Origin of the sequence: Kitasatospora sp. NPDC058046 (genome assembly GCF_042885595.1) — a bacterium.
GTDB lineage: Bacteria > Actinomycetota > Actinomycetes > Streptomycetales > Streptomycetaceae > Kitasatospora.
Genome location: NZ_JBHVRS010000019.1, coordinates 47964 through 74434, shown reverse-complemented (window position 1 = coordinate 74434; position 26471 = coordinate 47964). Strand labels below are relative to the sequence as shown.

The following is a 26471-nucleotide window of genomic DNA, read 5'->3' as shown; positions in this document are numbered from 1 at the left end:
GCCCTGGGGCCCTGGGGGGCTCCGGTCCCCCCATTTTCACGCCCCCACACCCCCACCACGCCGCCCGGTTGTGGGCAACCCCCCCGGCGGGGGCCCCGCCCCGGGGCGGGGCCCCGCCGACCTGCGGTTCAGTACCGGGCGAGCGGTACCGGGTGGTTCAGTGCGCCGGGGTGTAGGACAGCGCGAGCTTGCCGATCTTCTGGCCGGCGGTGAAGTAGCCGGTGCCCAGCTTGGTGTCGAGGTACTGCGCGCCGGCCGCGTCCACCTCGAAGCTGGAGGAGGTCAGGTTCTGGGTGAGGCCGCTGCGGGTGATCACGTTGTCGCCGGACGGGTCGAGCAGCGGGACCGGCGTGGTCGAGCCGTTCGGGACACCGGTGAAGTAGCCGTTGTCGGCCGAGAAGTCGAGCTGCTTGAAGGCCACGCTCTTGCCGGTCTTGAGGTTCAGGAAGAGCAGGCCGCCGCCGAACTGCACGTCGCCGTAGAAGCTCGGGATGTTCGCGGCGCCGCCGGTCACCGGAAGCGTCACGGTGAGGCCCGCCGTCTGGTCGTACGCCGGGTCCGCGGGCTGCAGCGGGATGATCACGATGCCGTTGAGCGCGGCGTTCGTCAGGAAGTTGACGTCGGTGGTGATCACGGCCTGGCCGGCGGCCGGGGTGGTGGCCGTGTCGGCGACGGCGACGCCGCTCACGGCGGTCAGGGAGAGGACGACGGCGGCGCCGGTCGCGGCCAGGCGGGCGCTGATGCGGGACATGCTGGACTCCTTGGGAGAGGGAGAGGTGATGTGCGGGTGGTGCGGTTCGGCGGGGCTCAGGAATGGGTGACGGAGCCGCAGGCGATCTGCGGCAACGGGACGAAGCCGGACTTCCTGATGGCGTCCGCGCCGTTGCGGCAGATCCAGCCGCCGCGGCCGAAGATGCCGCGCAGCGCGGCACCACGGGTGTTGTCGGCGTACAGCTCCGCGTCGCGCAGGACGTTCGACAGCACGACCCCGTACGGCGCCGTGACGGCGGAGGCCGAGATCGTCCTGGTCTGCGGGTCAATGGGCGCGATGCCGTCGACGGACCTCAGGGTCAGGGCACCCGGCACGTCCTCACCACCGCCCTGTCCCTGGTACGCCTGGCCGATGTAGTAGCCCGTCGAGTAGGGGATCAACGCGTCGGGGTCGGCCAGGAGCGGGTCGCTGCCCTGGTTCTCCCGGATGCCGCTGGTGACGCAGGCACCGGGGGTGACCGCGTAGCCGCGACCGATCGTGAGCAGGAAGTGCGCCCTCAGACCTGTCCCGGACGGGGGAAGGTAGGCCTTGATGGTGGCGTTCGGCAGCGCCGGGTCGATCTGGTTCCAGGTGGTGACCGCGCAGGTGTAGATGTCCTTCAGGTTCCCGGTGCTCAGGTTCGCCGGGGCGTTTCCGGTGGCCGGGGCGGCCCAGGCGACGGCGTCCCAGGCGATGGCCACGAAGTCGTCCGTCGAGAGGTCGTCCTGCTGCGGGCCGCGTGACGCGCGGGCGAAGTCCACAGTGGTGCCGGTGCGGCCGTTCAGCGCGACCATGCCGGCGTGCTGGTCCGCGGGCCGGGCCATCCTCGTGGCACCCGACTTGGTGGTGATGGTCCCGCTCGGACGCGTGTCCCAGCTGTACAGCCTCGGTGTCGCCGGATCCGTCAGCGAGGCGTTGTAGCCGCTCGCGATCCGGTTCATCAGGATCTGGGTGGTCCCGTCGCCGACACCCACGACGTCGACGGCACGCGGTGTGACACCGGCCGCCGGGTCGGCGAGCGCGGTACCGCCTGCGGTGGTCGTCACCAGGACGGCGATCGCGGCGGCACCGCCCAGCTTGGTCATGGCCCTGCGCATCGGCCCGCCTCCGGCGTCCGGTCGTGGTGAGGGTGGCCCGGCGGCCGCGGGGCGAGGCCCCGCGGCCGCCGGTGTGGTGCGGGGTGGATCAGGAGTGGGTGACGGCGCCGCAGGCGTAGGCCGGCAGCGGCAGGAAGCCGAAGCTCTTGAGGTCGTTGGCGCCGTTGTTGCAGAGCCAGCCGTTCTTGCCGAAGATGGCGCGCAGGGTGGCGTTCGAGGTCCACTCGCTGTCACGGAAGACGTTGTAGACCACGCGGGAGTACGGGGTGGCCGCGAAGGCGGTGCTGATCGTCTTGGCCGCGGTGTCCACCGGCAGGACACCGTTGACGTTGCGGATGGTCAGCGGGCCCTGGACGTCGGCGCCGCTGCCCTGGCCGTAGTAGACCTGGCCGATGTAGTGGGCCACGGAGTAGGGGACCAGCGCGTTGGGGTCGGCCAGGACCGAGTCGCTGCCCTGGTTCTCCTGGGTGCCGCTGACGACGCAGGCACCGGGGGTGACCGCGACGCCGCCACCGATGGTGGTCAGGAAGTAGGAGCGGGTGCCGGAGTCGGTCTGCGGCAGGAAGGGCTTGATGGTGGCGTTCGGCAGCGACGCGTCGATGTCGTGCCAGTTGGTGACCGCGCAGGTGAAGATGTCCTTCAGGTTCGCGGTGCTCAGGTTCGCCGGGGCGTTGCCGGTGGCCGGGGCGGCCCAGGCGACGGCGTCCTTCGCCAGGCTGACGAAGTCGTCGCTGCTCGGGTCGCTCGCCTGCGGGCCACGCGAGGAGCGGGCGAAGTCCACCGTGGTGTTGGTGTAGGTGGTCAGCGCCTTGATGCCGGCGCCGGAGCCGTTCGGGCGGGCGATCGCGGCGGAACCGGCCTTGGGGGTGATGGTGGTGTTGATGGGGGTCGCGTCCCAGCTGTAGACGCGGGGGGCGTTCGGGTCGGTCAGCGACGCGTTGTAGTCGGCGGCGAGCTGGTTCACGACGGCCTGGGTGGTGTCGGAGCCGGTGCCCACGAAGTCGATGGCGCGCGGCGTCACGCCGGCGGCCGGGTCGGCGACGGCGGTGCCGCCGGCGACGGTCGCGATGGAGGTCGCCAGGGCGGCGACGGTGAGCAGCTTGGCAGCGGTCTTACGCATGTTCCTCTTCCTCCGGGGGAGAGACGTACATCGCGTGAAACCCGTACTCCGTTCGGGAGTTCGGGGCCGTGTGGCCGCGTCCGCTGCGGCCTCGCCGGCAGTGCCGATCCTGTCCGGCGGGGAGGTTCCGCCGGAAGGGAGGCCGGGTCCGGCCGGGGAATGTCGACTCATCGGTTCGACGAGGTTTAGCCACTGGTCAGCGTGCACGTGACAGGGGCACTACCGGCCCTCCGAACCCGGTCGACGTTCTTCTCCAGGAAGCTGCTCGGGGTGTTGCCGGAAACCTGCCCTTCACCGGAACTGCACGGACGGGGGCCGTGGACGGAACCGCCGCCTCCGGACCCGCCCCCGGACATGCTCCGGATACGCCCGGGATACGCCCCGGACACGCCTCCGGACATGCCGACATGGCGGTCCGTCGCGTTCGACGGACCGCCACGCACACGGTCTTCTACAGCGGCCGGCGGCCGTCCCGCCCCGATCGCCGCAACTCCTGCCCCACCCACTGCAGTCCGGCCAGGAACCCCTCGATCCCCGCCTGGCACTGGTCCCGGCGCAGGTACCCCCGGGCGCTGCGGGCGACCGGGACGGCGTCGGCCGCCCCCGGCCGGGTGCTGCGCACCGGCAGGTAGGCGGCCCAGACCCACTGACGTCCTTCGGACTGCCCGACCGAGCACCGCAGCGCGGCCCGTTCGATCAGCAGCACCCGGACGGCCTCGGCGAGTTCGTCCTCGCTGCGGTACGTCCGTACGCCGACCCCGAGCGGCCTCCCGTTGGCGGCCCGCAGTGCCCAGCCGAGGCAGCGGTCGGCCGCCGGCACGATCAGCAGTCGCGGGCCGCGTCGCTCAGCGGCCATCGGTGCGTCTCAACGGTACGGCGGGCTCCGGGAGTTCGTGCGGAGGCTGCTTGGAGAGCAGCACCACGAACCGCCGGAAGGCGTTCTGGCAGGTCGCGTACCGCTCGTACGCGCGGCTGGAGCGCACCTCGGGGAGGGCGCGCGAGCCCGGGACGACCCAGATCCAGCCGATGCCCTCCCGCACGTGGGTGATGCGCGCGGTGAGCCCGGGCGCCGCGGCGCGCAGGCCGTCGAAGCCCCGCTCGGCCTCGCCCGCCGTCTCGAACGCGGCCGGGGTGATCGCGACCACCCGGCCGTTGGACGCCTTCAGTTGCCAGCGGTAGCGCCCGTCCGCTGCCCGTTCGGCGCGGAAACCCCCTCGACTTGCCCCTGCTGCGGTGTGACCGCGGCCGGCAGCGTTCACTGCCCCCTCCGTCCGGTTGCCCTCCGGTTTCCCCTCCGAGCGGAGCAAAGCTATGTGTGCACACGGAGCCCCCGAAAGCCCAGAACGTTCACAACTTGCGCTGTTGGTCGGGAAGTTCTCTCTCGTTTAACTTTCACCGGTTCTTGGTGGTAGTCCCGGTCGGAACCCTCAGAGCCGGGCCGTCCAGCGCACCATCGTGCCCTTGCGGTACGGCCCGCTCTCGTGCCAGGCGTCGCCACCGAGCGCCTCGGCGCGCCGGGTGAGGTTGAGCAGGCCGCTGCGCCGGCCGCCGGCCGGGATGCCCACCCCGTCGTCGGTCACGGTGAGCAGCACGCCGGGCCGGCCGCCCCGGTCCAGCGAGTCCGGGTCGCCGCCCACCGGGCGGCCGTCCTCGCCCAGGTGGGTGGTCGCGTCGATCTCCACGCCGACCCGGGAGGCGCGCGCGTGCCGGGCCGTGTTGGAGAGCATCTCGCGCAGGGCGGCGAGCAGTTGACGGCCGGTCTTCTCCCCGACCAGGCTCTCCACCGGCCCGACGAAGCTCACCGAGGGCTTGAAGCCGAGCGCGGCCGCGGCCTGGCTGGCCTCCCGCAGCACCCGGGTGCGCAGGGTGTCCGGCGCGTCGCCGTGGTCGTCGTGCTGGAGGGCGTAGATGGTGGTGCGGACCTCCTGGATGGTGGCGTCCAGCTCGTCCACCGCCTTGCCGATGCCGACCCTGACCTCGGGGACGACGGCCCGCCGGGCGGCGCTCTCCAGCATCATCCCGGTGGCGAACAGCCGTTGGATCACCAGGTCGTGCAGGTCGCGGGCGATCCGGTCGCGGTCCTGGAAGACGGCCAGCCGCTGCTGGTCGCGCTGGCCCTCGGCGAGCCGCAGGGCCAGCGCGGCCTGCGAGGCGAAGGTCTCGGCGAGCTGCTTCTCGCTGTCGGTGAACGGCACCGCGCCGTGCGGGCGCCAGACGCAGAGCCCGCCGAGCACCCGCCCGGCGGCGACCATCGGCACGGCCATGGACGGGCCGAAGCGGCGGGCGAGCCGGATCACCACGGTCGGGTCGCTGGACATGTCGTCCAGGTAGACGCTCTCCCCCGCGAGCAGCCGCGCCGCGAAGCTCTCCCGGGGCAGCAGTTCGCCGCGGACGTACTCGGCCAGTTCGCCGGAGGCGTGCGCGACCCGCATCTGCCCGTCGCCCTCGCCGCCGCCCTCCGGGCCGGTCGGCAGCAGGATCATGCCGAGCGCAGCGTCCGCCAGCTCCCGCACCTGCTCGGCGGCGACGGTCAGCGCGCTCTCGGCCTGCTCGGCGGAGAGCAGCGCGGTGGCGACGGCGGCGGCGCCGGCGATCCAGCGTTCGCGGCGGCGGCCCTCCTCGTACAGCCGGGAGTTCTCGATGGCCACGCCGGCCGCCGCGGCGAGCGCGTGCACCACCTGCTCGTCCTCGGGGGTGAAGGCGCCGCCGCCCTTCTTCTCGGTGAGGTAGAGGTTGCCGAACACCTCCGCGCGGACCCGGATCGGCACGCCCAGGAAGGTCCTCATGCAGGGGTGGTGCGGCGGGAAGCCGGAGGAGCGCGGGTCGGTGCGGAGGTCGGCCAGCCGCAGCGGCTCGGGGCGGTCGATGAGCGCGCCGAGGATGCCCCGGCCGGCGGGCAGTTCGCCGATCTCGGCGGCGGTCTCGTCGTCGACCCCGACGTGGATGAAGTCGGCCAGGCCGGTGCCGCCGGGGGCGATCACGCCGAGCGCCGCGTAGCGGGCGTCGACCAGTTCGGCGGCGCCCACGGCGATCCGGTGCAGGGTGGCGTGCAGGTCCAGCCCGGCCCCGATCGAGACCACCGCCTCCAGCAGCCGCTGCATCCGGTCGGTGACCGCGGCGGCCGACTGCAGGCGCTCGGCGACCTCGGTGACCAGGGTGTCCAGCCCGAGCGAGGCGATCTCCGGCACCTGGTGGGGCGTCTGCTCGGCGGCGGCCCCGGGGAGGTCCGACGGGAGGCCCGGAGCGGGGTCCGACGGAAGGCCCGGAACGGGGTCCGACGGGAGGCCCGGAACGGGGTCGGGCGGGAGGTCCGGCGTGGGGTCCATGAAGAAAGCCTACGTTTGTACGCTTTTCAGCCGAAGGACGGCGCGACTAACGGGTGACGGCCCGGCCGGCGGCAGCCGGAACCGGCTCCAGCAGCCCGTCCGCCTCCCGCTCCCGCCGCCACATCGCGTGCAGTCGCCCGTCCGGGTCGGCGACCAGCTCCGACCAGCGGCCCCGCTCGGCCACCCGTCCGCCGTCCAGCACCAGCACCTCGTCCACCGTGGTGTCGTCCAGCCCGGCCAGCCGGTGGGTGATCAGCACGGTGGTGCGGCCCGCGGTGGCGGCCAGCAGGTCGGCGGTGAGGGCGTCGGCGGTGGGCAGGTCGAGGTGCTCGGCGGGCTCGTCCAGGACCAGCACGGGGAAGTCCGCGAGCAGCGCCCGGGCGAGCGCCAGCCGCCGGCGCTGTCCGCCGGAGAGCCGGGCGCCGTGCTCGCCGACCATGGTGTCCAGGCCGTCCGGCAGGCCCTCGGTCCACTCCAGCAGCCGGGCGGCGGCCAGCGCGGCGCGCAGCTCCTCCTCCCCCGCCGCCGGCCGGGCCAGCCGCAGGTTCTCCCGAAGCGAGCTGTCGAAGACGTGGGCGTCCTGGGCGCAGAGCCCGATCACCCGGCGGACGGACTCGCCCGCCAGCGCGCGGCTGTCCACGGCCTCGGGGCGGCCGTCGGCGAACCGCACCGTCCCGGCGCTCGGCTCCAGGAAGCGCAGCAGCGCCTGGGCGAGGGTGGTCTTGCCGGAGCCGGACGGGCCGACCACGGCGATCCGGCGGCCGGCCGCGAGGTCGAGGTCCACCCCCGCGAGCGCGTCCGCCGTCTGCCCGGGGTGCCGTACGGTCAGCCCGCGCACCGCGACGGGCAGCGGCCGCTCGGGCAGTGCCACCGGTTCGGCGGGCTCGGCGACCGGGGGTTCGGCGGAGAGCACCTCGTCCAGCCGGGCCCGCGCGGCGCGGCTGCGCTGGCGGGCCTGGACGGCGAGCGGCATCCCGGTGACGGCCTCGAAGGCGGCCAGCGGGGTCAGCACCACCACGGCCAGGCAGACCGGCGCCAGCACCCCGTCGCGCACCCCCTGGACGCCGACGGCGGCCGCGGCGGTCACGGTCAGCCCGGTGAGCAGGGCGATCAGCCCGGTGCCGAGCGCCGTGGTGGCGGCCGAGCGGGCGGCCAACCCGGTCAGCGCGGCGTCGGCGCTACGGACGGCGGCCAGCCGGCCGGGCAGCGCGCCGGCCACGGTGAGCTCGGCGGTGCCGGTGAAGGCGTCCACCACGGCGGTGGCCAGGCGCCCGCGCGCCGGGGCCTGGCGCCGCTCGGCGCCGACCGACCAGCGGGCGGCCAGGGCGGGCACCAGTCCGCCCGCGAGCAGCAGTCCGAGGCCGAGCACCAGCCCGGCGGCCGGCAGGAAGGCGGCCATCGCCGCGGTCGAGGCCAGCGCGACCAGGCCGGCCACCGCGGCCGGCAGCCGCCAGCGCAGGTAGTGGTCCTGGACGGCGTCCACGTCGGCGACCAGCCGGGAGAGCAGGTCGCCGCGCCGGAAGGCGGGCAGTCCGGCCGGGGCGAGCGCGCTCAGCCGCCGGTAGACGGCGGCCCGCAGGGTGCCGAGGGTGCGCAGCACCGCGTCGTGCGAGACCAGCCGCTCGGCGTAGCGGAAGACGCTGCGGCCGATGCCGAAGGCCCGTACCGAGGTGACGGCCATCATCAGGTAGAGCACCGGCGGCATCTCGGAGGCCCGGGAGATCAGGTAGCCGGAGGTGGCCATCAGCGCGACGGCGCAGCCGAGGGCGAGCGCGCCGAGCAGGATCGAGAGCGCCAGCCGGGGGGTGCCGCCGCCCTCGGGCCGGGGCTCCTCGGCGACGGCGGGGGCGGGCGTGGGGCGGCCGCTGTGGGCGAGCGGCGCCACCGGGGCGGCCGGGGCGGCGGCCGACGGGGCTCCCGCCAGCCGTACCCGCCGGTCGGCGACGGCCAGCAGGGCGGGCCGGTGCGCGACCACCAGCACGGTGCGCGCCGGGTCGGCGGCGAGCGCCCGGACGGCGTCCACCACGGCCGCCTCGGAGGCGCCGTCCAGGTTGGCGGTCGGCTCGTCCAGCAGCACCAGCGGCCGGTCCTCGGCGAGCAGCACCCGGGCGAGGGCGAGGCGCTGGCGCTGCCCGGCGGAGAGCCCGGCGCCGTCCTCCCCGAGGACGGCGGCCAGGTCGGTCACGAAGTCGAGCGCGTGCGCGGCCCGCAGCGCCGTCCACAGCTGCTCGTCGGTGGCCTCCGGCCGGTAGAGCCGCAGGTTCTCGGCGACCGTCCCGGCGAACAGGTGCGGGTGCTGCGGCACCCAGGCGATCTGCCGCCGCCAGCTCTCCGGCTCCAGCTCGGCCAGGTCGTACGTCGTACGGCCGTCGGCGGCGGTGATCCGGACGGTGCCCGACGACGGGGCGGTGAGGCCGAGCAGCACGGCCAGCAGGGTGGACTTGCCGGCGCCGCTGGGGCCGGTGAGCGCCGTGCTGGAGCCCGGGCGCAGGGTCAGCGCGGCGCCGTCCAGCGCGGGCTCGGTGCGCCCGGGGTGCCGGACGACCAGGCCCTCGGCGGCGATCACGGCGCTCGCGAGGTCGGGTGCCGGGGTGGTGCCGGCGGCGGGCAGCGGGGTCTCCAGCACCCGGAACAGCTCGTCGGCGGCGGTCAGCCCCTCGACGCTGGAGTGGTAGAGCGCGCCGACCTGGCGGATCGGGAAGTACACCTCGGGGGCGAGCACCAGGATCAGCAGCCCGGTCTCCAGGTCGAGCGTGCCGTCCACCAGCCGGAAGCCGACGGTGACGGCGACCAGCGCGACGGACAGGGTGGAGAGCAGCTCCAGGGTGAAGGAGGAGACGAAGGCGATCCGCAGGGTGCGCAGGGTGGCCCGGCGGTAGTCGGCGGTGATCCGGGCGATGGTGGCGGCCTGGGTGCGGGCCCGGTTGAACACCTTGAGGGTGGGCAGTCCGGCGACCACGTCGAGGAAGTGGTGGGAGAGCCGGGACAGGGTGTTCCACTGCCGGTCCATCCGGGACTGGGTGGCCATCCCGATCAGCACCATGAACAGCGGGATCAGCGGCAGCGTCCCGGCGATGACCGCGGCCGAGGTGAAGTCGGCGCCGACGATCCGCAGCAGCACGATCACCGGGACGACCACGGCCAGCGCCAGCTGCGGCAGGTAGCGGGCGAAGTAGTCGTCCAGCGCGTCGATACCGCGGGTGGCGAGGGTGGTGAGTTCGCCGGTGCGCCGGCCCGCCAGGTAGGACGGGCCGAGCGCGGTGGCGTGGTCGAGCAGCCGGCGCCGCAGGGTGGACTTCACCCGGGCGACGGACCGGTGGGCGGTGAGTTCGGTGAGCCAGCCGACCAGCCCGCGCCCGACCGCCGTCAGGGCGAGCAGCAGCAGCGGCGTGGTCAGCTCGCCGAGCGTCGCCCCGCGCTGGAAGGCGCGGACGACGATCTCGGCGATCAGACTCGCCTGGGCGACCACCAGGGCCGCGCCGACCGCGCCGAGCAGCACGGATCCGGCGAGGAAGGCCCTGGTGGTGCGGGCGTACCCGAGGAGTCGGGGGTCGACCGGCTTCACGGCGTCAGGCCTGGTCGAGCGGGGCGGCCGGGTTGTGCCCGGGGATGTGCTGGACGCCGATCCGCTTGCGGAACACCCAGTACGTCCAGCCCTGGTAGAGCAGCACCAGCGGGGTGAAGATCGCCGCCACGACGGTCATCACCTTCAGCGTGTACGGCGAGGAGGCGGCGTTGGCGACGGTCAGGCTCCACTCCGGGTTCAGGGTGGAGGGCATGACGTCCGGGAAGAGCGCCAGGAAGAGCATCGCGACCGCGGCCACGATGGTCGCCCCGGAGAGGCTGAACGCCCATCCCTCGCGGCCGAGCTGGTTGGCCGCCAGGGCGCCGAGCAGGGCGACCACCGCGACGATCATCGCGGCGAGGCTGCGGCCGTTGCCGTGGTCGACCTGGGTCCAGGTCAGGAAGGCCAGCGCCAGCACGGCGGTCGCCAGGCCGGAGAGCAGGGCGGACCTGCGGGCCCGCTCGCGGATCTCGCCGACCGTCTTGAGCGCGGCGAACACCGAGCCGTGCAGGGTGAACAGGGCGAGCGTCACCAGACCGCCGAGCAGGGCGTACGGGTTCAGCAGGTCCCAGAGGGTGCCGACGTAGTTCTTCTGCGCGTCGATGTCCACGCCGCGCACGATGTTGGCGAAGGCCACACCCCAGAGGAAGGCCGGGAGGAGGGAGGTCCAGAAGATGGCCTCCTCCCAGTTCCGCTGCCAGCGGGCGCCGTCGTTCTTGGCCCGGTACTCGAAGGCCACCCCGCGGACGATCAGGCAGACCAGGATGACCAGCAGCGGGATGTAGAAGCCGCTGAAGAGCGTCGCGTACCAGTCCGGGAAGGCCGCGAAGGTGGCGCCGCCGGCGGTCAGCAGCCAGACCTCGTTGCCGTCCCAGACCGGGCCGATGGTGTTGATCAGCACCCGCCGCTCGGCGGTGTTGCGGGCCAGCGGCTTGGTCAGCACGCCGATCCCGAAGTCGAAGCCCTCCAGGAAGAAGTAGCCGATCCACAGGACCGCGATCAGCACGAACCAGACGTCGTGGAGTTGCATGTCAGATCCTCAGTTCCCCGGTGTCCCGGCGCCTCAGTAGGCGAAGGCGAGCGGCTTGTCGGCGTCCTCGTCCGAGGACGGTCCGCGCAACGACGGGTCCTTGGTGGGCGGCTGCTCGGTCACCACCGGGCCGGCCTTGGCGTACTTGACCAACAGCCGGACCTCGATGACGGCGAGGATGGCGTACAGCGTGGTGAAGGTGGCCAGCGCGCCGATCTGGGTGCCGACGCTGACGTTGGGGGAGACCGCGCTGGCCGTGGTCATCAGGCCGAAGACGGCCCAGGGCTGACGGCCCATCTCGGTGAAGATCCAGCCGAAGCTGTTGGCGATCAGCGGGAAGCCCATGGTCAGGATGCCGATCCGCCAGCTCCACTTGGTCAGCTGCGGCCCCAGCTCGCGCCTGGGGGTGAGCATCAGCCGGGGCACCTCGGTCTCGCCGGTGCGGAACTCGGGGTGCAGGAAGAGCTTCTTCCGGGTGGTCCACAGGCCGATCAGGCCGGCCAGGAAGGAGGTCATCCCGAAGCCGATCATGAGGCGGAAGCCCCAGTAGGTGACGAAGATGCTCGGGATGTAGTCCTTGGGGTCGCCGCCGTGCTGGGCGGCCTCGGCGGCGGCGGTGTCGTTGATGCCGGGGACGGACGAGCTGAAGTCGCTGTGGGCGAGGAAGGAGAGTATCCCGGGGATCTCCAGGGCGACCGAGTTGTGGCCCTTGCTGACGTCCCCGACCGCGAAGACCGAGAACGGCGCCGGCGCCTGGGTCTCCCACAGCGCCTCGGCGGCGGCCATCTTCATCGGCTGCTGCTCGAACATGACCTTGCCCAGGGTGTCGCCGCTGAGCGCGGTGCCGGCGCCGAAGACGACCGCGAGCACCAGGCCGAGCCGCAGCGAGGTGCGCATCGCGGCGGTCTTCTTCGGGTCGGCGGTCTCCGGCTTGCGCTTGGCCTTCCAGAGGTGGAAGGAGGCGATGCCGACGACGAAGGCCGCACCGGTGAGGAAGGCGGCGGTCAGGGTGTGGAAGACGACCACCAGGGTGGTGTTCTGGAACAGCACCCGGACGACGTCGGTCAGCTGGGCCTTGCCGGTGACCGGGTCGATCGCGTAGCCGACCGGGTGCTGCATCCAGGAGTTGGCGGCCAGGATGAAGTAGCCCGAGAGCACGGTGCCCAGCGCCACCATCCACATGCAGGCGCAGTGGATCTTCCTCGGCAGCTTGTCCCAGCCGAAGATCCACAGGCCGATGAAGGTGGACTCGAAGAAGAAGGCGATCAGCGCCTCCATCGCGAGCGGGGCGCCGAAGACGTCGCCGACGAAGCGGGAGTAGTCGGACCAGTTCATGCCGAACTGGAACTCCTGGACGATGCCGGTGACCACGCCCATCGCGATGTTGATGAGGAAGAGCTTTCCCCAGAACTTGGTGGCGTGGAAGTACTTCTCCTTGTTCGTCCGCACCCAGGCGGTCTCCAGACCGGCCACGATCGCGGCCAGGCTGATCGTGAGCGGGACGAAGAGGAAGTGGTAGACGGTGGTGATGCCGAATTGCCATCGCGCGATGGTTTCGTGAGCGATTGCCAGTTCCACGTCGCCCTCTCTCCCAACCTGCCCGCGTGACGACGGGCATCTTCCGGACAAACTTCATCTATAGCCGTAGACCGTTGCTCAACCACGCAAGCTTGTCCGCTTGTGAACGTGAACACGTTCACAAGGAGCAGTATCCACCATCCTTACGGGGGAACCGCAGGTGGGGTGGGATTGACAGGCTGTGCGCTGCGTCACGGGCCGCGGCGCGGTCCGCACAGTCTGCGGATCCACCGCGGGCCGGGGCAACGAACGACCGGGCGGATGGCCGGAAGTTGTTGGCCGAACCGGCGCTTGACAGGCCCGCGACCCGGTCGCCCCGACGGGATCCGCGTGCTAGGGCCTGTCCTCGGACTCGCCTCTATGGGCCATGTCCTACGGGCGGCCGAGCAGCTCGGTGCCCGGGACGGAATCGGCGCGGGCCGTGAAGAACCCGGTGAATCCGGCCAGGAACTCCTCCCGGGTGATCCGCCCGTCCCCGTCGGCGTCCAGCCGACGGAAACCGTGCGACAGCTCCGCCGGGTGCACGCGCGGCCCGCCGAACACCGCGCGGTACTCGTCGAACTCCAGGAAGCCGCTGCCGTCGGTGTCGGCCGCGGTGAACACCGCCCGCAGCGCGGGCAGCAGCCCCCGCTCCAGGTAGGCCTCGTCCCGGTCCAGGCCGGCCAGGGTCGCCGCCACGAACTCCTCCCGGCTGACCCGCCCGTCCCCGTTCGCGTCCATCACCGCGCGCAGCTGCTCCCACCAGCTGTCGAAGGCCTCGTACACCCGGGCCTCGCCCGCCTCGTCCAACTCCAGCTGCCAGCACACGTTGTGCGCCATCGCCCGCAGGTCGTGCGCGGTGATGAAGCCGTCGCCGGTCTGGTCGAGCACCTCGCGGAAGAAGCGGTCCAGCCTGGGCCCCCGGCCGTCCCGGTGCGGGCGGTGGCGCTTCGGCGCCCGGTGCTCCTCCGGGGAGCGGTAGCGCAGCCGGTCCGGGAGGAGCGGGACGACCGCGCCCACGCCGCGGTGCAGCACGGCGGACAGCAGCGCGGCCCGCCGGGTCCGGACCAGCCCGAACCGCTCCCGCACCGCCGGCGGCAGGTCCGCCACCGTCAGCTCGCGGATCGCCCGGGCGACCACCACCCGCACCACCCGCCAGCCCGCGTCGCCGAGGAACCGGAGCCGGCGCGGCGCGGGCGCCTCGCGCAGCAGGTCGTCCAACAGGTGGCGCGCCGCCTCGGTGTGCTCCAGCCGCTCCCGCGCGTACCGGGCGAAGTAGGCCGGCAACTCCCCCACGGTCTCCGGGATCTCGCCCTTCGGGAGGTCGAAGACGGCGACCGCCTCCCGGAACTCCGCGTACGCCTGCGCCAACTCCCCCGCGTCGTACCGGTCCCCGCCCAGCCGGCGCATCGCGACCACGCCCTCGAAGAGCGTCAGCAGCACCCACGCCCTGGTCGCCGCGTCCCCGGCGTCGTACGGCCGCCCGTCCGGCCCCGTCCCCCGGATCCGCTTGTGCGCCCGCTCCAGCCGCGCGACCTCCCGGCGCAGCGCGTCCGCGTCCTGGTAGAACAGCCGCCGCCCGCTGCCCAGCGTGTGCTCCACCCGCCGCCACGGGTGCGCCCGGTACGTCGAGTGCTCCGCCATCCCCGCCGCCACCACCGGATCCGCCGCCTGCAGCACCAGCAGCCGCCACGCGACCAGCACGATCCGCCACTCCGACAGGTCCCGCCTGAACGACGCGCCGCGTTCAGCCACGGCGCTCACCGGTGATCTCGGGACCGATCACGAAGCCCTTGGCGGGGCCCTCGGGGATCACGGCCTCCTTGCCGTACGGGACCCGGGTCGAGGTCGCGTAGGCACGGCGCTCGGGGTCGGGGCCGGTGAGGACGGTGACGGCGCCGCCGTCGTCGTGGTCGTCGATGATCACGTACACCGGGATGCCCGCGGCGGCGTAGGCGCGGTGCTTGAGGACGTGGTCCCGCTCGCGGGCTTCGACACCGGGCCGGACCGTCTCGACGACCAGGGGGATTCCGGAGGCGAGCAGGCCCAGGCCTTCCGGGTGCTCGGTCTCGTCGGTGTCGTCGGGCGCCACGAAGACGTCCGGGATGAGCACCTTCAGACCGGCGATGACATTGCCGTCCTGCGCGGGCCCGTAGCCGCTACCGCTCAGATGGTCGTGCAGGGCCCGCCCGAGCCGCCGGTTGACCGTGAAGTGGCGGGTTCCACCAGTGGGTGACACCGTGAGCTTCTCCTCGATGATCTCCACGCGGTAGCCCTGGGGGACGTCCATGGACTTCCACATCTCCCACAGCGCCTGGTCCAGGTCCACGCCGGTCTCCTCAACAGCAACCGCGCTCATCGGAACACCCCAATTTCCCGTCCAGTGATCAGCCCGCGCGAGCCCGCGCGAGCAACGGCAGCACGGTCGCACGCGACCTGGGGGTCGGCCGGGTGAACGGCAACGGGTTCACTCGATCGAGGAGTTTCGGGGCCGGGAACGCCGGAACCGCAGGACGGGCCGGGGCCTGTCCTGCGGTTCGGGGGTGGTCGCGCCCGCCTTACGGGCGGGCGTGGACCTGGTGGGTCAGGAAGCCGAGCGGGCCGGCTTGCGGCGGGAGACGTAGAGGGCGGCGGCGCCGAGGCCGAGGGTGAGGCCGGAGCCCAGGGCGAGGTACGGGGTGGCGGGGTTGGAACCGGTGTCGGCGAGTTCGGTGGCCGAGCCGGTGGTGGCGGCCTGCGTGGTGGTCGCGGTGCTGGTCGAGGTGGTCGACCTGTTCGAGGCGGTGGTGGCCCTGGTCGCGGTGGACGCCTTGGTCGCGGCGGTGTCCGAGGCCGGGGTGCCGGCGGCGGGCTGCTCGGCCGGCTTCTCGACGGGCTTCTCGACCGGCTTCGCGGCGGCGGCCCGGGCGTCGGCGAGCGCCTTGTCCGCGGCGGCCTTGGTGGCGGCCGCGGCCTTGGTGGCCTCCTGGGCCGTGGAGATCCGCCGGAACGCCTCGACCTTGGCGTCGTCCAGGGCCTTGCCCGCGGCGGTCACGGCGGCCTTGGCCTTCTCGTCCGCGGCGGTGGCGGCGTTGGCGGCCTCGAACGCCTTCAGCATCCGCTCCCTGGCCTTGGGGAGGTCCTCCTCCTTGGCGGTGCCGTACGCCCGGGCGGCCTCCTCGGCCTCCTTGTCGGTGGTCTCCCTGGTCGCGGCGGCCTGCTTGGCGGCGGCCCGCGCCTCCTGGAGCCTGCCCTGGTAGGGCTGCGGGTCCTTCAGGAACGCGGTGGCCTCGGCCGTGACCTCGGCCTCGTTCGCGACGGCCGCCGTGTGGGCCTTGGCCGCGGCCGCGGCGGCCTGCTCCAGCTCGGCGATCGAGCCGCTGTCGCTCCGGGTCTGCGTCACCGACGCCGACTCCGCGAAGGCGGGCGCGGCGGAGAGCACGGCGGCGGGCGAGACGACGGCGGCGACGAGGACGGCCGAGACCAGCGAACGGCGGAGGTTCACGATGACCCCTTTCGGGTCGAAAGGAAAAGCAAGGGCCACGGCCGGAGGGTTCCTCACGGCCGGACGACGCCGATCATAGGCACACGCATTCTTAACGCTCCATGCCGGATTCCGGCAATGACCGGGCGCCGAACCTTCCGGGTTCGCCGGGGAATTGACGAGTCGACAAAGCCGGGGCAAAAGCGCGCCCCGACCGCCCGAATTCGTGGCATTCGGGTCGGCGGGGCCGAATTCGTGGCATTCGGCCCCGCGGGAATCCGGTCAGCGCTGCCGGGGGAGTTCGACGCGGAAGGTGGCGCCCTCGCCCGGGGCGGTGTGCAGGGTGAGGGTGCCGCCGTGGGCGCGGGTGAGGGCGGTGGCGATGGCGAGGCCGAGGCCGGCGCCGCCGCCGTTGTCGCGGCTGCGGGAGGCGTCGACCCGGAAGAACCGGTCGAAGACCCGCTGGGCCTGCTCCTCGGTGAGGCCCGGGCCGGAGTCGGCGACCTCCAGCAGGCAGACGCCGCCGGGGCCGGCGCCCACCCCGATCCGGACCGGCGTGCCGGCCGGGGTGTGCTTGACCGCGTTGCCGACCAGGTTGGTGACCACCTGCCGCAGCCGCGCCTCGTCGCCGAGGACGGGCGCCGCGCCGGGCGCGCCGGTGCCGGCCGGGCCGGTGAGCGCGACCGGGCGGCTCGGGTCGAGGGCGGTGAGGTCGTGCAGCGCGTCGGCGGCGAGGGTGCGCAGGTCCATCGGGGCGAGGTCGAGCGGGCGTTCCTCGTCCAGCCGGGCGAGCACCAGCAGGTCCTCGACCAGGGCGCCCATCCGGTCGGCCTCGCTCTCGATCCGGGTCATGGTCCGCTTGACGTCGGCCTCGGTGGGCAGCGCGCCCATCCGGTACAGCTCGGCGAAGCCGCGGATGCCGGCCAGCGGGGTGCGCAGCTCGTGCGAGGCGTCCGCGACGAAGCGCCGCATCCGGGCCTCGGACTCGGCGCGGGCCGCGAAGGCCGCCTCGATCTGGGTGAGCATCCCGTTGAGTGCGATCGACAGCCGGCCGACCTCGGTGCCCGGGGACAGCTCCGGCATCCGGTGCGACAGCTCGCCGGCCGCGATCCGCTCGGCGCCCGCCTCGATCCGGCGCAGCGGCCGCAGCCCGGCGCGCACCGCGAAGAAGCCGAGCGCGGCGATCAGCACCAGGACGCCGCCGCCGATGGCCAGGAAGGAGGTGCTCAGCCTGCCGATGGTGGCGTCGATGTCCTCGCGGGAGACCGCCACCATGACGTAGGTAGGGGTGACCGCGGGCGAGGCGTACGCGCTGGGGTTGGCGGCCTGCCCGCGGGGGGCCTGGAGCGGCAGCACCAGCACCCGCCAGCTGTGCCGGCCGCGCTGGTCGGGCAGGTCGAAGGGGACGTCGGGGGCGGTCCGGGTCGGGTCCAGTCCGGCCAGCTGGGGCGCCGGGTCGCTGTCCGAGACGGGCTGGCGCATCAGCGCCTGGACCTTGCCGTCCGAGGAGAGGTACTGCACCAGGTACTGGCTGGGCAGGCTGACCCGCCGGCCAGCGACCAGGGGCTTCCCGGCGGCCGGCGCGACCACCTGGCTCGGGGGCTTGCGGGAGAGCGGCAGCCCGTACCGCTGGAGCTGTTCGTCCAGCTGCTCCACCAGCTGGGTCCGTACGGCGCCGAGCACGAAGGTGTCGCTGACCGCGAGCCCGGTGGCGACCAGCGCGAACACGAGCACCAGCAGCCGGGCGCGCAGCGACAGCCGGGAGGAGAAGCGGGCGGGCACGAGCGGGACCGGTCAGCCCTGCGGGGGGCGGCGCAGGGCGTAGCCGATGCCGCGCACGGTGTGGATCAGCTTGGGGCCGTGCGCCGGGCCGGAGTCGAGCTTGCGGCGCAGGTAGGAGATGTACGACTCGACGATGGAGAGGTCCCCGCCGAAGTCGTAGGCCCAGACGTGGTCGAGGATCTGCGACTTGGAGACCACCCGGCCGACGTTGGCCATCAGGTAGTGCAGCAGCTTGAACTCGGTCGGGGAGAGCGAGACCGGGGTGCCGCCCCGGGTGACCTCGTGGGCGACCGGGTCGAGGCTGAGGTCGGCGACGACCAGTCGGCCGTCCTCGGCGGGCCCGCCGGCCCGGCGCAGGATGGCGCGGATCCGGGCGATCAGCTCCTCCAGGCTGAAGGGCTTGGTGACGTAGTCGTCCGCCCCGGCGGCCAGGCCCTGGACCTTGTCGCCGACGCCGTCCTTGGCGGTGAGGAAGAGCACCGGCAGGTGGTCGGCGGGGTGCCCGTGGGCCGGCCCGGCTATCTGCCCGCGGCTGGTGCGCTCGCGCAGCTTCTCGACGACGGTGAAGCCGTCGAGGTCGGGGAGCATCACGTCGAGGACGACCAGGTCCGGGCGCTCGGCGGCGACCAGTTCGAGCGCCTCGGTGCCGGTGGCGGCGGAGGCGACGCGGAAGCCGGAGAAGCGCAGCGAGGCGGAGAGCAGCTCGCGGATGTTGGGCTCGTCGTCCACGACGAGCAGGAACGCCTCGCCCTGGCCGCCGGGCACCGTGGAACCGCCTGGTGTGGTGACAGTGCCTTGCACGGGGCTTTCGCCTCCCGGTCGGACGATGACGTTCAGCATGAGGCTAGCCCCCGGAGGCTATGCGGCATGGATGAATGTTGGATTAACACCTTATCGGTCGGTTTTTGGGCGATCGGCGCACAGGGGTGGGGTCGGTGGTGTGCGCACGGGCGTGGACACGACGGACGGGGCGCGCACGCTGCGTGACGCGCCCCCTCGGTGTGCCGGCTCCCCCTCCGAGCGGGTCGACGCGAGCCGACGGGTGGACACCGCCCGCCGGTCGGCCCGACCCCCGGTCGCGAGCGACCCCCCGGGACCGCGGAATCCGTTCGCTTTTCCTCCTGCTATGATTTACAGCGAGGCGTAGGCAGTGCTTTCGAGCAATTGCCCGGCCCGATCATTTCGGTGGTCATAGCGAGAGGGAAACGCCCGGCTCCATTCCGAACCCGGAAGCTAAGCCTTTCAGCGCCGATGGTACTGCAGGGGGGACCCTGTGGGAGAGTAGGACGCCGCCGAATTCTTCTTACGGCCCCTGCCGTGTTTCGAAAGAGACACGGCAGGGGCTTTTTGTGTTCCCCCGGCCATTCCCCGGCCGTTCCCCGCCTCCGGTGCGGGCGCCGACCCGCCCGCAGCGGCGCGTCCGCCATCCGAGACGCCGAGTCCCGGAAGTGGTGCTTTGCGGGCATCTGAGAGGATGGCGGACATCGAAACAGACTTGCGTCTCGCTACCTGAGACTGCAATATCATGCTATGGACAACACTAGCGGCGTCGGCGTTCTCGACAAGGCCGCTCTGGTGCTCAGCGCACTGGAGTCGGGCCCCGCCACACTGGCGGGGCTGGTCGCCGCCACCGGTCTGGCGCGCCCCACCGCCCACAGACTCGCCGTCGCACTCGAACACCACCGCCTGGTCACCCGCGACATGCAGGGCCGCTTCATCCTCGGCCCCCGCCTGTCCGAACTCTCCGCCGCCGCCGGCGAGGACCGACTGCTCGCCACCGCGGGTCCCGTCCTCACCCACCTGCGCGACGTCACCGGGGAGAGCGCGCAGCTCTACCGCCGCCAGGGCGAGATGCGCATCTGCGTCGCCGCCGCCGAACGACTCTCCGGTCTGCGCGACACCGTCCCCGTCGGCAGCACCCTGCCGATGAAGGCCGGCTCCGCCGCCCAGGTCCTCCTCGCCTGGGAAGAGCCCGAGCGCCTCCACCGAGGCCTCCAGGGCGCCCGCTTCACCGCCACCGCGCTCAGCGGCGTCCGCCGCCGCGGCTGGGCCCAGTCCATCGGGGAGCGCGAGCCGGGCGTCGCGTCCGTCTCCGCCCCCGTCCGCGGACCGTCCAACCGCGTGGTGGCCGCCGTCTCCGTCTCCGGCCCCATCGAGCGGCTCACCCGCCACCCGGGTCGCCTGCACGCCCAGGCCATCATCGAGGCCGCCAACCGGCTCACCGAGGCCCTCCGCCGCAGCTGACCGCCGGGCAGCGCGGCCGGAACGCACGAACGGAACGGGCCGCGCCCGAGGAAAGGATCTCCTCGGGCGCGGCCCGTTCCGTCTTCCGGTCCCCCGCCTACGGTTCGACGCCCTACGGTTCGAGGCGGTGCGGGCCCCGGAAGAGGAACGTCGCCTCGCGGATCGACGGCAGGCCGAGCGCCAGCATCAGCAGCCGGCCGAGCCCCAGACCGAGCCCGCCGTGCGGCGGGGTGCCGTAGCGGAAGCAGTCGAGGTACCCGGAGAGCGGGCCGGTGTCCATGCCCTTCTCCCGAGCCTGGGCGACGAGGCGGTCGTACCGGTGCTCGCGCTGGGCGCCGGTGGTGATCTCCACGCCCTTCCACAGCAGGTCGAAGGACTCGGTGACGGTCGGGTCGTCCTCCGGCCGCAGGTGGTAGAACGGCCGCACGGCGGCCGGGAAGCGGGTGACGAAGACGAACTCGTGCCCGGTCTCCTCGGCGATCAGGCCGCACAGCGCCCGCTCGCCCTCGGGGTCGAGGTCCTCCTTGACGCCCTCCGGGTCCCAGCCGGTGGCGCGGAGCCGGGCCAGCGCGTCGGCCATCGTGATCCGGGGGAACGGCAGTTCCGGGACGACGACCGGGGTGCCGAAGTGCTCGGCGATCGCCGCGCCGTGGCGCTCGGCCACGGCGGTCAGGACGCGGTGCAGCATCCGCTCCTCGAAGGCCATCACGTCCTCGACCCCATCGACCCAGGCGATCTCGACGTCGACCCCGGTGAACTCGGTGGCGTGCCGGGAGGTGAAGGACGGCTCGGCGCGGAACACCGGCCCGATCTCGAAGACCCGGTCGATGCCGCCCGCGATGGCCATCTGCTTGTAGAACTGCGGGGACTGGGCGAGGTAGGCGGTCCGGCCGAAGTAGCCGACCTCGAACACCTCGGCGCCCGACTCGGAGGCCGTCCCCATGAGCTTCGGCGTGTGCAGCTCGGTGAAGCCCTCCTCGGCCGCCACCTCCCGCATCGCCCGCTCGACGGTCGTCTGGACGTCGAAGACCAGCTGCTGGGAGGGCCGCCGGATGTCGAGGAACCACCAGTCCAGGCGCTGGTCGATCCCGGTCTTCTCGTCGATCGGCAGCTTCGGCTCGGCCGGTGAGACGACCTCCACGCGGGTCGGGACGGTCTCCAGACCACCGAGCTTGACCTGCGGGTTGGCGACCACCCGGCCGGTGATCTTCACGGCGGACTCGACCGTCACGCCCTCGAAGGCGGCCTCGATGACGTCGTCCTCCCCACCCCGGAGGTGGGTGACCTGCGCGAGACCGGTGTGGTCCCGGACCAGGACGAACTGGATGCGCCGCTGGAGTCGGAGCGTGTTCACCCACCCGTAGACGGTGACCGTCTCCTCCAGGTGCGCGGGCAGCTCGGCGACAAGGGTGCGCGTCATGACAGGGAACTCCCCGGGTTTGCGGGCGCGTTGGTCGCGCCACGTCGACGGGCGGTAAACGGCCGCCCTGGGCGCGTTCACCGTAGAGGATCAAGCCCGTGGGAGTCGCGGGGTTTTCCGTCGTGTCCGGGCGGACGGCGGACGGTGTCCGGGCGGACGGCGGCCGGTGTCCGGGCGGACGGCGGCCGGTGTCCGGGCGGACGGCGGACAGGGGTCGGCGGCCCCTGCGCGGTGCGAGGGGCCGCCGGAACGGTGCGGTCACCGTCGGCCGACCGCCTCGTACGGGGAGGAGGCGGTGGCCGTCGCGGTGGGGATCGTCAGTGCAGCTGCGACTGCCAGTCGACGGGGACCCGGCCGGCCGGGCCCGGGGTGGGCTGGGTGACCGGGTGGGCGGTGGGCGGTGCCAGCGGCGGGCCCTCGTAGTACTCGCCGGTGTCCAGGTTCCAGAACCACTCCTCGCCGGGCTCGAAGCTGACCAGGAACGGGTGGCCGGCCTGGCGCGCGTGCTTCGTCGCGTGCTGGGCGGGGGAGGAGTCGCAGCAGCCGATGTGGCCGCAGGCCGCGCAGCGGCGCAGGTGGAACCACCATCCGCCGCCGGCCAGGCACTCCGCGCAGCCGTCGCCGCTGGGCACCGCGGCGGGGTCGATTCCCGGGATCGGCTCGCCGGTCATAGCTGCCTCCTCGGCTGGGCGGTCCGTCCCCACCAGCCTGGCCCGGCCGTGGCGGCGCTGCCAGTCCGGGGCACCTGACCGTCCGCAGCACTTGACCGTCCGCGGCACCTGACCGTCCGGGGCACCTGACCGTCCGGGGCACCTGACCGTCCGGGGCACCTGACCGTCCGGGGCACCTGACCGTCCGGGGCACCTGACCGTCCGGGCGCCGCAACCTTTCGGCCCGCTCACGGCATCAACCTGGTAGGGGGCGGGCCACGGGAGGGGCGCCGCAGACGGGGCGGACCAGGGCGGCCGGGGGCGGGGCGGGGCGGACCGAGTCGGGGGCCGGCCGCCGAATTCCCCCGAATTCATTCGGTACGTATGCGATTCACCCCCCGGGAATCGACCCCGGAGCCTGTTGCAGAGCCGTGACAGCCGCAGGCGAAAAACCGTTCGACCGGAGACTTCCAAGGGTTAGCATTCCGGAATGGAATCGAACCTCCCCCCGATATGGAGTTCCTCCGAGAACGCGGACCTCCAGCCGTCCCGCAAGGCCCCGCTCCGGCTGGCCCGCCTCGGTGCGACCTTCCTGGGGGTGAGCGTCGTGTCCGGTGTGCTGCTGGCAGGCCTCGTCCTACCCGTCGCCGGCGGCATCGGGCTGACGGCCAAGAGCACGGCGGAGGGGTTCGAGGACGTCCCGTCCGACTTCAAGACCCCGCCGCTCACCCAGGCGACGCAGATCTTCGACGCCAAGGGCGGCCTGATCGCCAAGGTCTACGAGCGCGACCGCACCGTCATCACCGCCGAGCAGATGTCGCCGTTCATGCGCCAGGCCCAGGTCGACATCGAGGACGCCCGCTTCTACGAGCACGGCGCCGTCGACCTCAAGGGCGTCCTCCGCGCGATCAGCAAGAACGCGGAGAGCGGCACCGCCTCCCAGGGCGCCTCCACGCTGACCCAGCAGTACGTCAAGAACGTCAACGTCGAGCAGGCCGGCGACGACCGGGACGCCGTCCTGGAGGCCCAGCGCAAGACCCTGGGCCGCAAGATCCAGGAGCTCAAGGTCGCGATCAAGCTGGAGGAGGAGGTGCCGAAGGAGCAGATCCTCACCAACTACCTCAACATCACGTACTACGGGAACGGCGCCTACGGGGTCGAGGCCGCCTCCCAGCGCTACTTCAGCAAGAGCAACAAGGACCTCACCGTCGCCGAGGCGGCGACGCTCGCCGGACTGGTGCAGAACCCGTCGCAGTACGACCCGAAGCTGCACCCGCAGGCCGCGCAGAACCGCCGCGACACCGTCATCGACAAGATGCTGGAGAACAAGCACATCACCGCCGAGCAGGCGAAGGAGGCGAAGGCCGCCCCGCTCGGCCTGAACTACAAGGCGCCGCAGAACGGCTGCATCACCGCCCAGGCCGGCATGGGCTTCTTCTGCGACTACGTGCGCCACGTGGTCAAGCAGGACCCGGCCTTCGGCCAGAGCTCCGACGAGCGCAAGAAGTTCTGGAACCAGGGCGGCCTGAACATCTACACCACGCTGGACCCGGAGAAGCAGGCCGCCGCCCAGAACGCGGTGAGCAGCAACGTCCGGGTCACGGACAGCGTCTCCGCCGCCGCCTCCATGGTCGAACCCGGCACCGGCAAGATCCTCGCCATGGCCCAGACCCGCCCGTACGGCCTGGACACCAACCAGAACCAGACCGTCGTCAACCTCAACGTCGACGCGGCGATGGGCGGCGGCAACGGCTTCCAGCCCGGCTCCACCTTCAAGCCGGTCGTCGCGGCCGCGGCCCTGGAGGCGGGCCTGCCGGCGACCCAGGAGTACTCGTCCCCGAACAAGCTCGAGTACCCGACGATGAAGACCTGCGAGGGCACCTGGAAGAACGAGGCCAGGCCCAGGACGGTGGTGCCCAACGAGTCCGCGAGCGAGAAGGGCCCGTACCAGCTGAAGATGGCGATGGCCCTCTCGGTCAACACCTACTTCATCCAGATGGAGCAGGAGATCGGCCTCTGCGCGGTCAAGCAGATGGCCAACAAGCTCGGCATCACCACCAAGGCCAGCGGCAAGCCCCTGGAGGAGGTCCCCGCGATGGCCCTGGGCGTCGAGGAGATGAGCCCGCTGACCATGGCCAACGTCTACGCGACCTTCGCCGCCCAGGGCACCCACTGCGCCCCGGTCGCCATCAACCGGATCACCACCGTGGAGGGCAAGGACGTCCCCGTCCCGTCCTCCCAGTGCGAGAAGGCGTTCTCCGACTCGACGGCACGGGCGCTGAACACCGTCCTGAACGGCGTCACCGAGAACAACGGCACCGGCGCGGCGCTCAGCCTGGACGACAACCGGCAGATCGCCGGCAAGACCGGTACCTCGGACCGCAAGCGGGCCGCCTGGTTCAACGGCTACACCCCGCAGCTCGCCACCGCCGTCTGGATCGGCGGCCCCCAGGGCGGCGTCGAGATGCGCAACATCACCATCAACGGGAAGTACCGGGCCGAGGTGTTCGGCGCCGACGGCCCCGGCCCGATCTGGCGGGACGCCATGAACCAGGCCCTGCGCGGCACCCCCAAGCAGTCCCTGCCGATGGCCGACATCCCCGACCCGGCCCCCCGGACCGACCCGAACAAGACCCCGTCCGGCACCGGCACCGGCGCCCCCGGGGGCCAGGCGACCGCCCCGGCGGGCCCGGCGACCACCACCGAGAACGACCAGCAGCCCTGACGCCGCGTTCCCCGCGCGTCGCCCCGTCGAGCACCGGCTCGGCGGGGCGATGTCGTTCTCTCCCCCCCCTGTACGGTGCCGGAAATTGAGCGGTGTGACCTTCTTGTCATGGCTATGGTGGCCCGATGGCATCGATCAAGCAGTTCCAGGTCACCTTCGACTGCGCGGAGCCCGAGCGCGTCGGCCGCTTCTGGTGCGAGGCCCTGGGGTACGTCCCGCCGTCCACGCCGGAGGGGTTCGACACCTGGGACGACTACCAGCGCTCGCTGCCGCCCGAGAAGCGGGGCTCGTGGTTCGCCGCCAGTGACCCCACCGGTGCGGGCCCGCGCATGTACTTCCAGCGCGTCCCCGAGGGCAAGGTCGTCAAGAACCGGGTGCACCTCGACGTACGGGCCGGCACCGGCCTGGTCGGCGCGGAGCGCGTCGCGGCCCTGGAGGCCGAGTGCGCCCGACTGGTAGCCCTCGGCGCGACCCGCGTCCAGCTGCTGGTCGCCGACGAGGAGAACGAGTCGTGCCTCTCGATGCAGGACGTCGAGGGCAACGAGTTCTGCCTCGACTGAGCACCGCCTGAGCACCGCCGGGTTTCCCCAACCTCCCGCGCGGGAAACGGACAAGGATCATTCACGTTCCCGCATAGACACAGCGCCGAGGGTTCAGAGCTCACTCACCGTGGCGTGCCCACCAGTTGGCGAGCAGCTCGGCGTGGGCGAGCGCGATGTCGCGCCAGGCCTTGAACGCCGGCAGACGCTCGCTCGCGGTGAAGTCCGTGCCGAGGTACTTCCCGTGGTCGTCGTAGCCCATCGCTCCGACGACCTGGTTGTCGAACATCCAGAAGTCGGGCGTTCCTTGCGGGGAGCGAGGAGCCGCCGGGTAGGGCTACCGGCGCAGGAAGTCGGAACGGCCGACTTCCTGCGCCGAGTCGGGGTGGGGGTGGGGGTTCAGTCGGCGGTGGGGAAGGCGGCGCGCAGGGCGGGGGTGCGGGTGAGGACGGCGACGGCGAGGAGGGCGAGGGCGGAGAGGCCCTGGAGGACGGCGTACCAGGGCGGGCAGAGGCCGGGGATGAGGTCCACGGCGATGATGGCGATCGGCATGACGGTGGAGAGGGTGCGGACGCGGTCGAAGGCCTTGGCGGAGCCGTCGGCGGCGCGGGTGGCCAGCCGGTGGAGGTACGGGGCGACGGCGAGGAAGATGACGCCGCGGATCCACATGAACGGGGTCGTCGGGTGGCCGATGGACGCCATCACGGCGACCGTGCCGAGGACGATGGCACCGGCTAGGCCGAAGAGCGTGATGCACTTCTTCACCGTGGTGAAGGTGGACTGGTGGGCCGTGGGCGCCATGGTTCTTTCCCCTCAGTGTCGTTGTGGGAACGACGCTACGGAGCGGACGCGCGGCCGAGTATGGGTCCAGCCCCACAAGGGGGTGGGTCCAGCCCCACTTATGAAGCGGGCAGTGGACCCGGGTTGGTGATGACTCCGGTCCAGCAGCCGTCTTGGTCGGCCTCCTGCCAGGTGACCTCGAGTGTGCGGTGGGTGAGCTCCTCGGCCTTGCGGTGCATGGCCGTCTGCGCGATCACGGGCTCGCAGGAGGGCGCGGGTTCGTCGAGTCCCCCGTCGGCAATGCCGCCCGGTCCGGTGAAGTAGACGGCGTACCGCCACCGGTTCGGGGTCCGGTACAGGACGAGCATCGCCGGAGTGCCAAGTCTGCGCCAGTACGGCTCCCGCTTTCCCATGCCGGAACC

The 26471-nt window shown here is 72.6% G+C and carries 21 protein-coding genes, 1 rRNA gene and 1 pseudogene; 4 read left to right on the top strand and 19 right to left on the bottom strand.

Features of this window, described 5'->3' with window-relative positions:
- Positions 1-157: 157 nt before the first annotated feature.
- The 14 genes from ACFVU7_RS31525 to ACFVU7_RS31460 form a co-directional block, all read right to left on the bottom strand.
- Entirely contained in the window at positions 158-751 is a 594-nt protein-coding gene (locus tag ACFVU7_RS31525) for a hypothetical protein (protein WP_387828167.1), read from the bottom strand.
- Between the two features lie 56 nt (positions 752-807).
- Positions 808-1848, bottom strand: a complete 1041-nt coding sequence (locus tag ACFVU7_RS31520; RefSeq protein WP_388048479.1) for a PstS family phosphate ABC transporter substrate-binding protein — start codon at positions 1846-1848, stop codon at positions 808-810.
- Between the two features lie 88 nt (positions 1849-1936).
- Entirely contained in the window at positions 1937-2968 is a 1032-nt protein-coding gene (locus ACFVU7_RS31515) for a PstS family phosphate ABC transporter substrate-binding protein (RefSeq protein ID WP_387828162.1), read from the bottom strand.
- A 451-nt stretch (positions 2969-3419) separates the two neighbouring features.
- Positions 3420-3824 carry a hypothetical protein gene (locus tag ACFVU7_RS31510; protein ID WP_049655595.1) on the bottom strand — a complete coding sequence of 135 codons (405 nt, stop codon included), beginning with the start codon at positions 3822-3824 and terminating at the stop codon, positions 3420-3422.
- Positions 3814-4227 (bottom strand): DUF1508 domain-containing protein, encoded by a 414-nt coding sequence (locus ACFVU7_RS31505; RefSeq protein ID WP_074002007.1) that lies wholly within the window; start codon positions 4225-4227, stop codon positions 3814-3816. The genes ACFVU7_RS31510 and ACFVU7_RS31505 overlap by 11 nt, the downstream gene beginning before the upstream one ends.
- 168 nt (positions 4228-4395) lie before the next feature.
- Positions 4396-6294 carry a GAF domain-containing sensor histidine kinase gene (locus ACFVU7_RS31500; RefSeq protein ID WP_388048477.1) on the bottom strand — a complete coding sequence of 633 codons (1899 nt, stop codon included), beginning with the start codon at positions 6292-6294 and terminating at the stop codon, positions 4396-4398.
- 46 nt (positions 6295-6340) lie between these two features.
- Positions 6341-9859, bottom strand: coding sequence for a thiol reductant ABC exporter subunit CydD (cydD, locus tag ACFVU7_RS31495; RefSeq protein ID WP_388048475.1), 3519 nt, complete (start codon positions 9857-9859; stop codon positions 6341-6343).
- A 4-nt stretch (positions 9860-9863) separates the two neighbouring features.
- On the bottom strand, positions 9864-10889 hold the full coding sequence (gene cydB, locus ACFVU7_RS31490) for a cytochrome d ubiquinol oxidase subunit II (protein ID WP_388048473.1): 1026 nt from the start codon (positions 10887-10889) through the stop codon (positions 9864-9866).
- A gap of 33 nt (positions 10890-10922) precedes the next feature.
- On the bottom strand, positions 10923-12467 hold the full coding sequence (locus ACFVU7_RS31485) for a cytochrome ubiquinol oxidase subunit I (protein ID WP_049651270.1): 1545 nt from the start codon (positions 12465-12467) through the stop codon (positions 10923-10925).
- Positions 12468-12839: 372 nt separating this feature from the next.
- Complete coding sequence (locus tag ACFVU7_RS31480; protein ID WP_380743244.1) at positions 12840-14201, bottom strand: oxygenase MpaB family protein; 1362 nt, start codon at positions 14199-14201, stop codon at positions 12840-12842.
- Complete coding sequence (locus ACFVU7_RS31475; RefSeq protein WP_388048471.1) at positions 14194-14775, bottom strand: Uma2 family endonuclease; 582 nt, start codon at positions 14773-14775, stop codon at positions 14194-14196. The genes ACFVU7_RS31480 and ACFVU7_RS31475 overlap by 8 nt, the downstream gene beginning before the upstream one ends.
- 255 nt (positions 14776-15030) lie before the next feature.
- Complete coding sequence (locus ACFVU7_RS31470; RefSeq protein ID WP_388048470.1) at positions 15031-15930, bottom strand: LAETG motif-containing sortase-dependent surface protein; 900 nt, start codon at positions 15928-15930, stop codon at positions 15031-15033.
- 261 nt (positions 15931-16191) lie between these two features.
- On the bottom strand, positions 16192-17691 hold the full coding sequence (locus ACFVU7_RS31465; protein ID WP_117488840.1) for a cell wall metabolism sensor histidine kinase WalK: 1500 nt from the start codon (positions 17689-17691) through the stop codon (positions 16192-16194).
- Between the two features lie 12 nt (positions 17692-17703).
- On the bottom strand, positions 17704-18492 hold the full coding sequence (locus tag ACFVU7_RS31460) for a response regulator transcription factor (RefSeq protein WP_304414264.1): 789 nt from the start codon (positions 18490-18492) through the stop codon (positions 17704-17706).
- Positions 18493-18872: 380 nt separating this feature from the next.
- Between ACFVU7_RS31460 and rrf the strand changes: the two genes are divergently transcribed.
- Together rrf and ACFVU7_RS31450 are read left to right on the top strand one after the other, a co-directional pair.
- A 5S ribosomal RNA gene (gene rrf, locus ACFVU7_RS31455) occupies positions 18873-18989 on the top strand.
- Between the two features lie 232 nt (positions 18990-19221).
- Positions 19222-19935 carry an IclR family transcriptional regulator gene (locus ACFVU7_RS31450; protein WP_030246527.1) on the top strand — a complete coding sequence of 238 codons (714 nt, stop codon included), beginning with the start codon at positions 19222-19224 and terminating at the stop codon, positions 19933-19935.
- A 112-nt stretch (positions 19936-20047) separates the two neighbouring features.
- Here ACFVU7_RS31450 and aspS read toward each other — a convergent pair whose 3' ends face one another.
- Positions 20048-21355 carry an aspartate--tRNA(Asn) ligase gene (gene aspS, locus ACFVU7_RS31445; RefSeq protein WP_388048468.1) on the bottom strand — a complete coding sequence of 436 codons (1308 nt, stop codon included), beginning with the start codon at positions 21353-21355 and terminating at the stop codon, positions 20048-20050.
- Between the two features lie 317 nt (positions 21356-21672).
- Entirely contained in the window at positions 21673-22026 is a 354-nt protein-coding gene (locus ACFVU7_RS31440; protein WP_049651258.1) for a UBP-type zinc finger domain-containing protein, read from the bottom strand.
- A gap of 469 nt (positions 22027-22495) precedes the next feature.
- On the opposite strand from ACFVU7_RS31440, the gene ACFVU7_RS31435 reads away from it, so the two are divergent.
- Together ACFVU7_RS31435 and ACFVU7_RS31430 are read left to right on the top strand one after the other, a co-directional pair.
- Positions 22496-24730, top strand: a complete 2235-nt coding sequence (locus ACFVU7_RS31435) for a transglycosylase domain-containing protein (RefSeq protein ID WP_380782364.1) — start codon at positions 22496-22498, stop codon at positions 24728-24730.
- A gap of 125 nt (positions 24731-24855) precedes the next feature.
- Positions 24856-25290: a VOC family protein gene (locus tag ACFVU7_RS31430; RefSeq protein ID WP_074001997.1), complete on the top strand. Its 435-nt coding sequence runs from the start codon at positions 24856-24858 to the stop codon at positions 25288-25290.
- 100 nt (positions 25291-25390) lie between these two features.
- On the opposite strand, the pseudogene ACFVU7_RS31425 reads toward ACFVU7_RS31430, so the two are convergent.
- From ACFVU7_RS31425 to ACFVU7_RS31415, 3 genes and pseudogenes are all read right to left on the bottom strand, one after another.
- A pseudogene (locus ACFVU7_RS31425) lies at positions 25391-25576 on the bottom strand (DUF6879 family protein); the annotation flags it as partial.
- Positions 25577-25668: 92 nt separating this feature from the next.
- A complete protein-coding gene (locus tag ACFVU7_RS31420; RefSeq protein ID WP_375876517.1) occupies positions 25669-26070 on the bottom strand; it encodes a hypothetical protein in 402 nt (133 codons plus the stop codon).
- Between the two features lie 98 nt (positions 26071-26168).
- A complete protein-coding gene (locus tag ACFVU7_RS31415; protein ID WP_143204522.1) occupies positions 26169-26462 on the bottom strand; it encodes a hypothetical protein in 294 nt (97 codons plus the stop codon).
- Positions 26463-26471 lie beyond the last annotated feature (9 nt).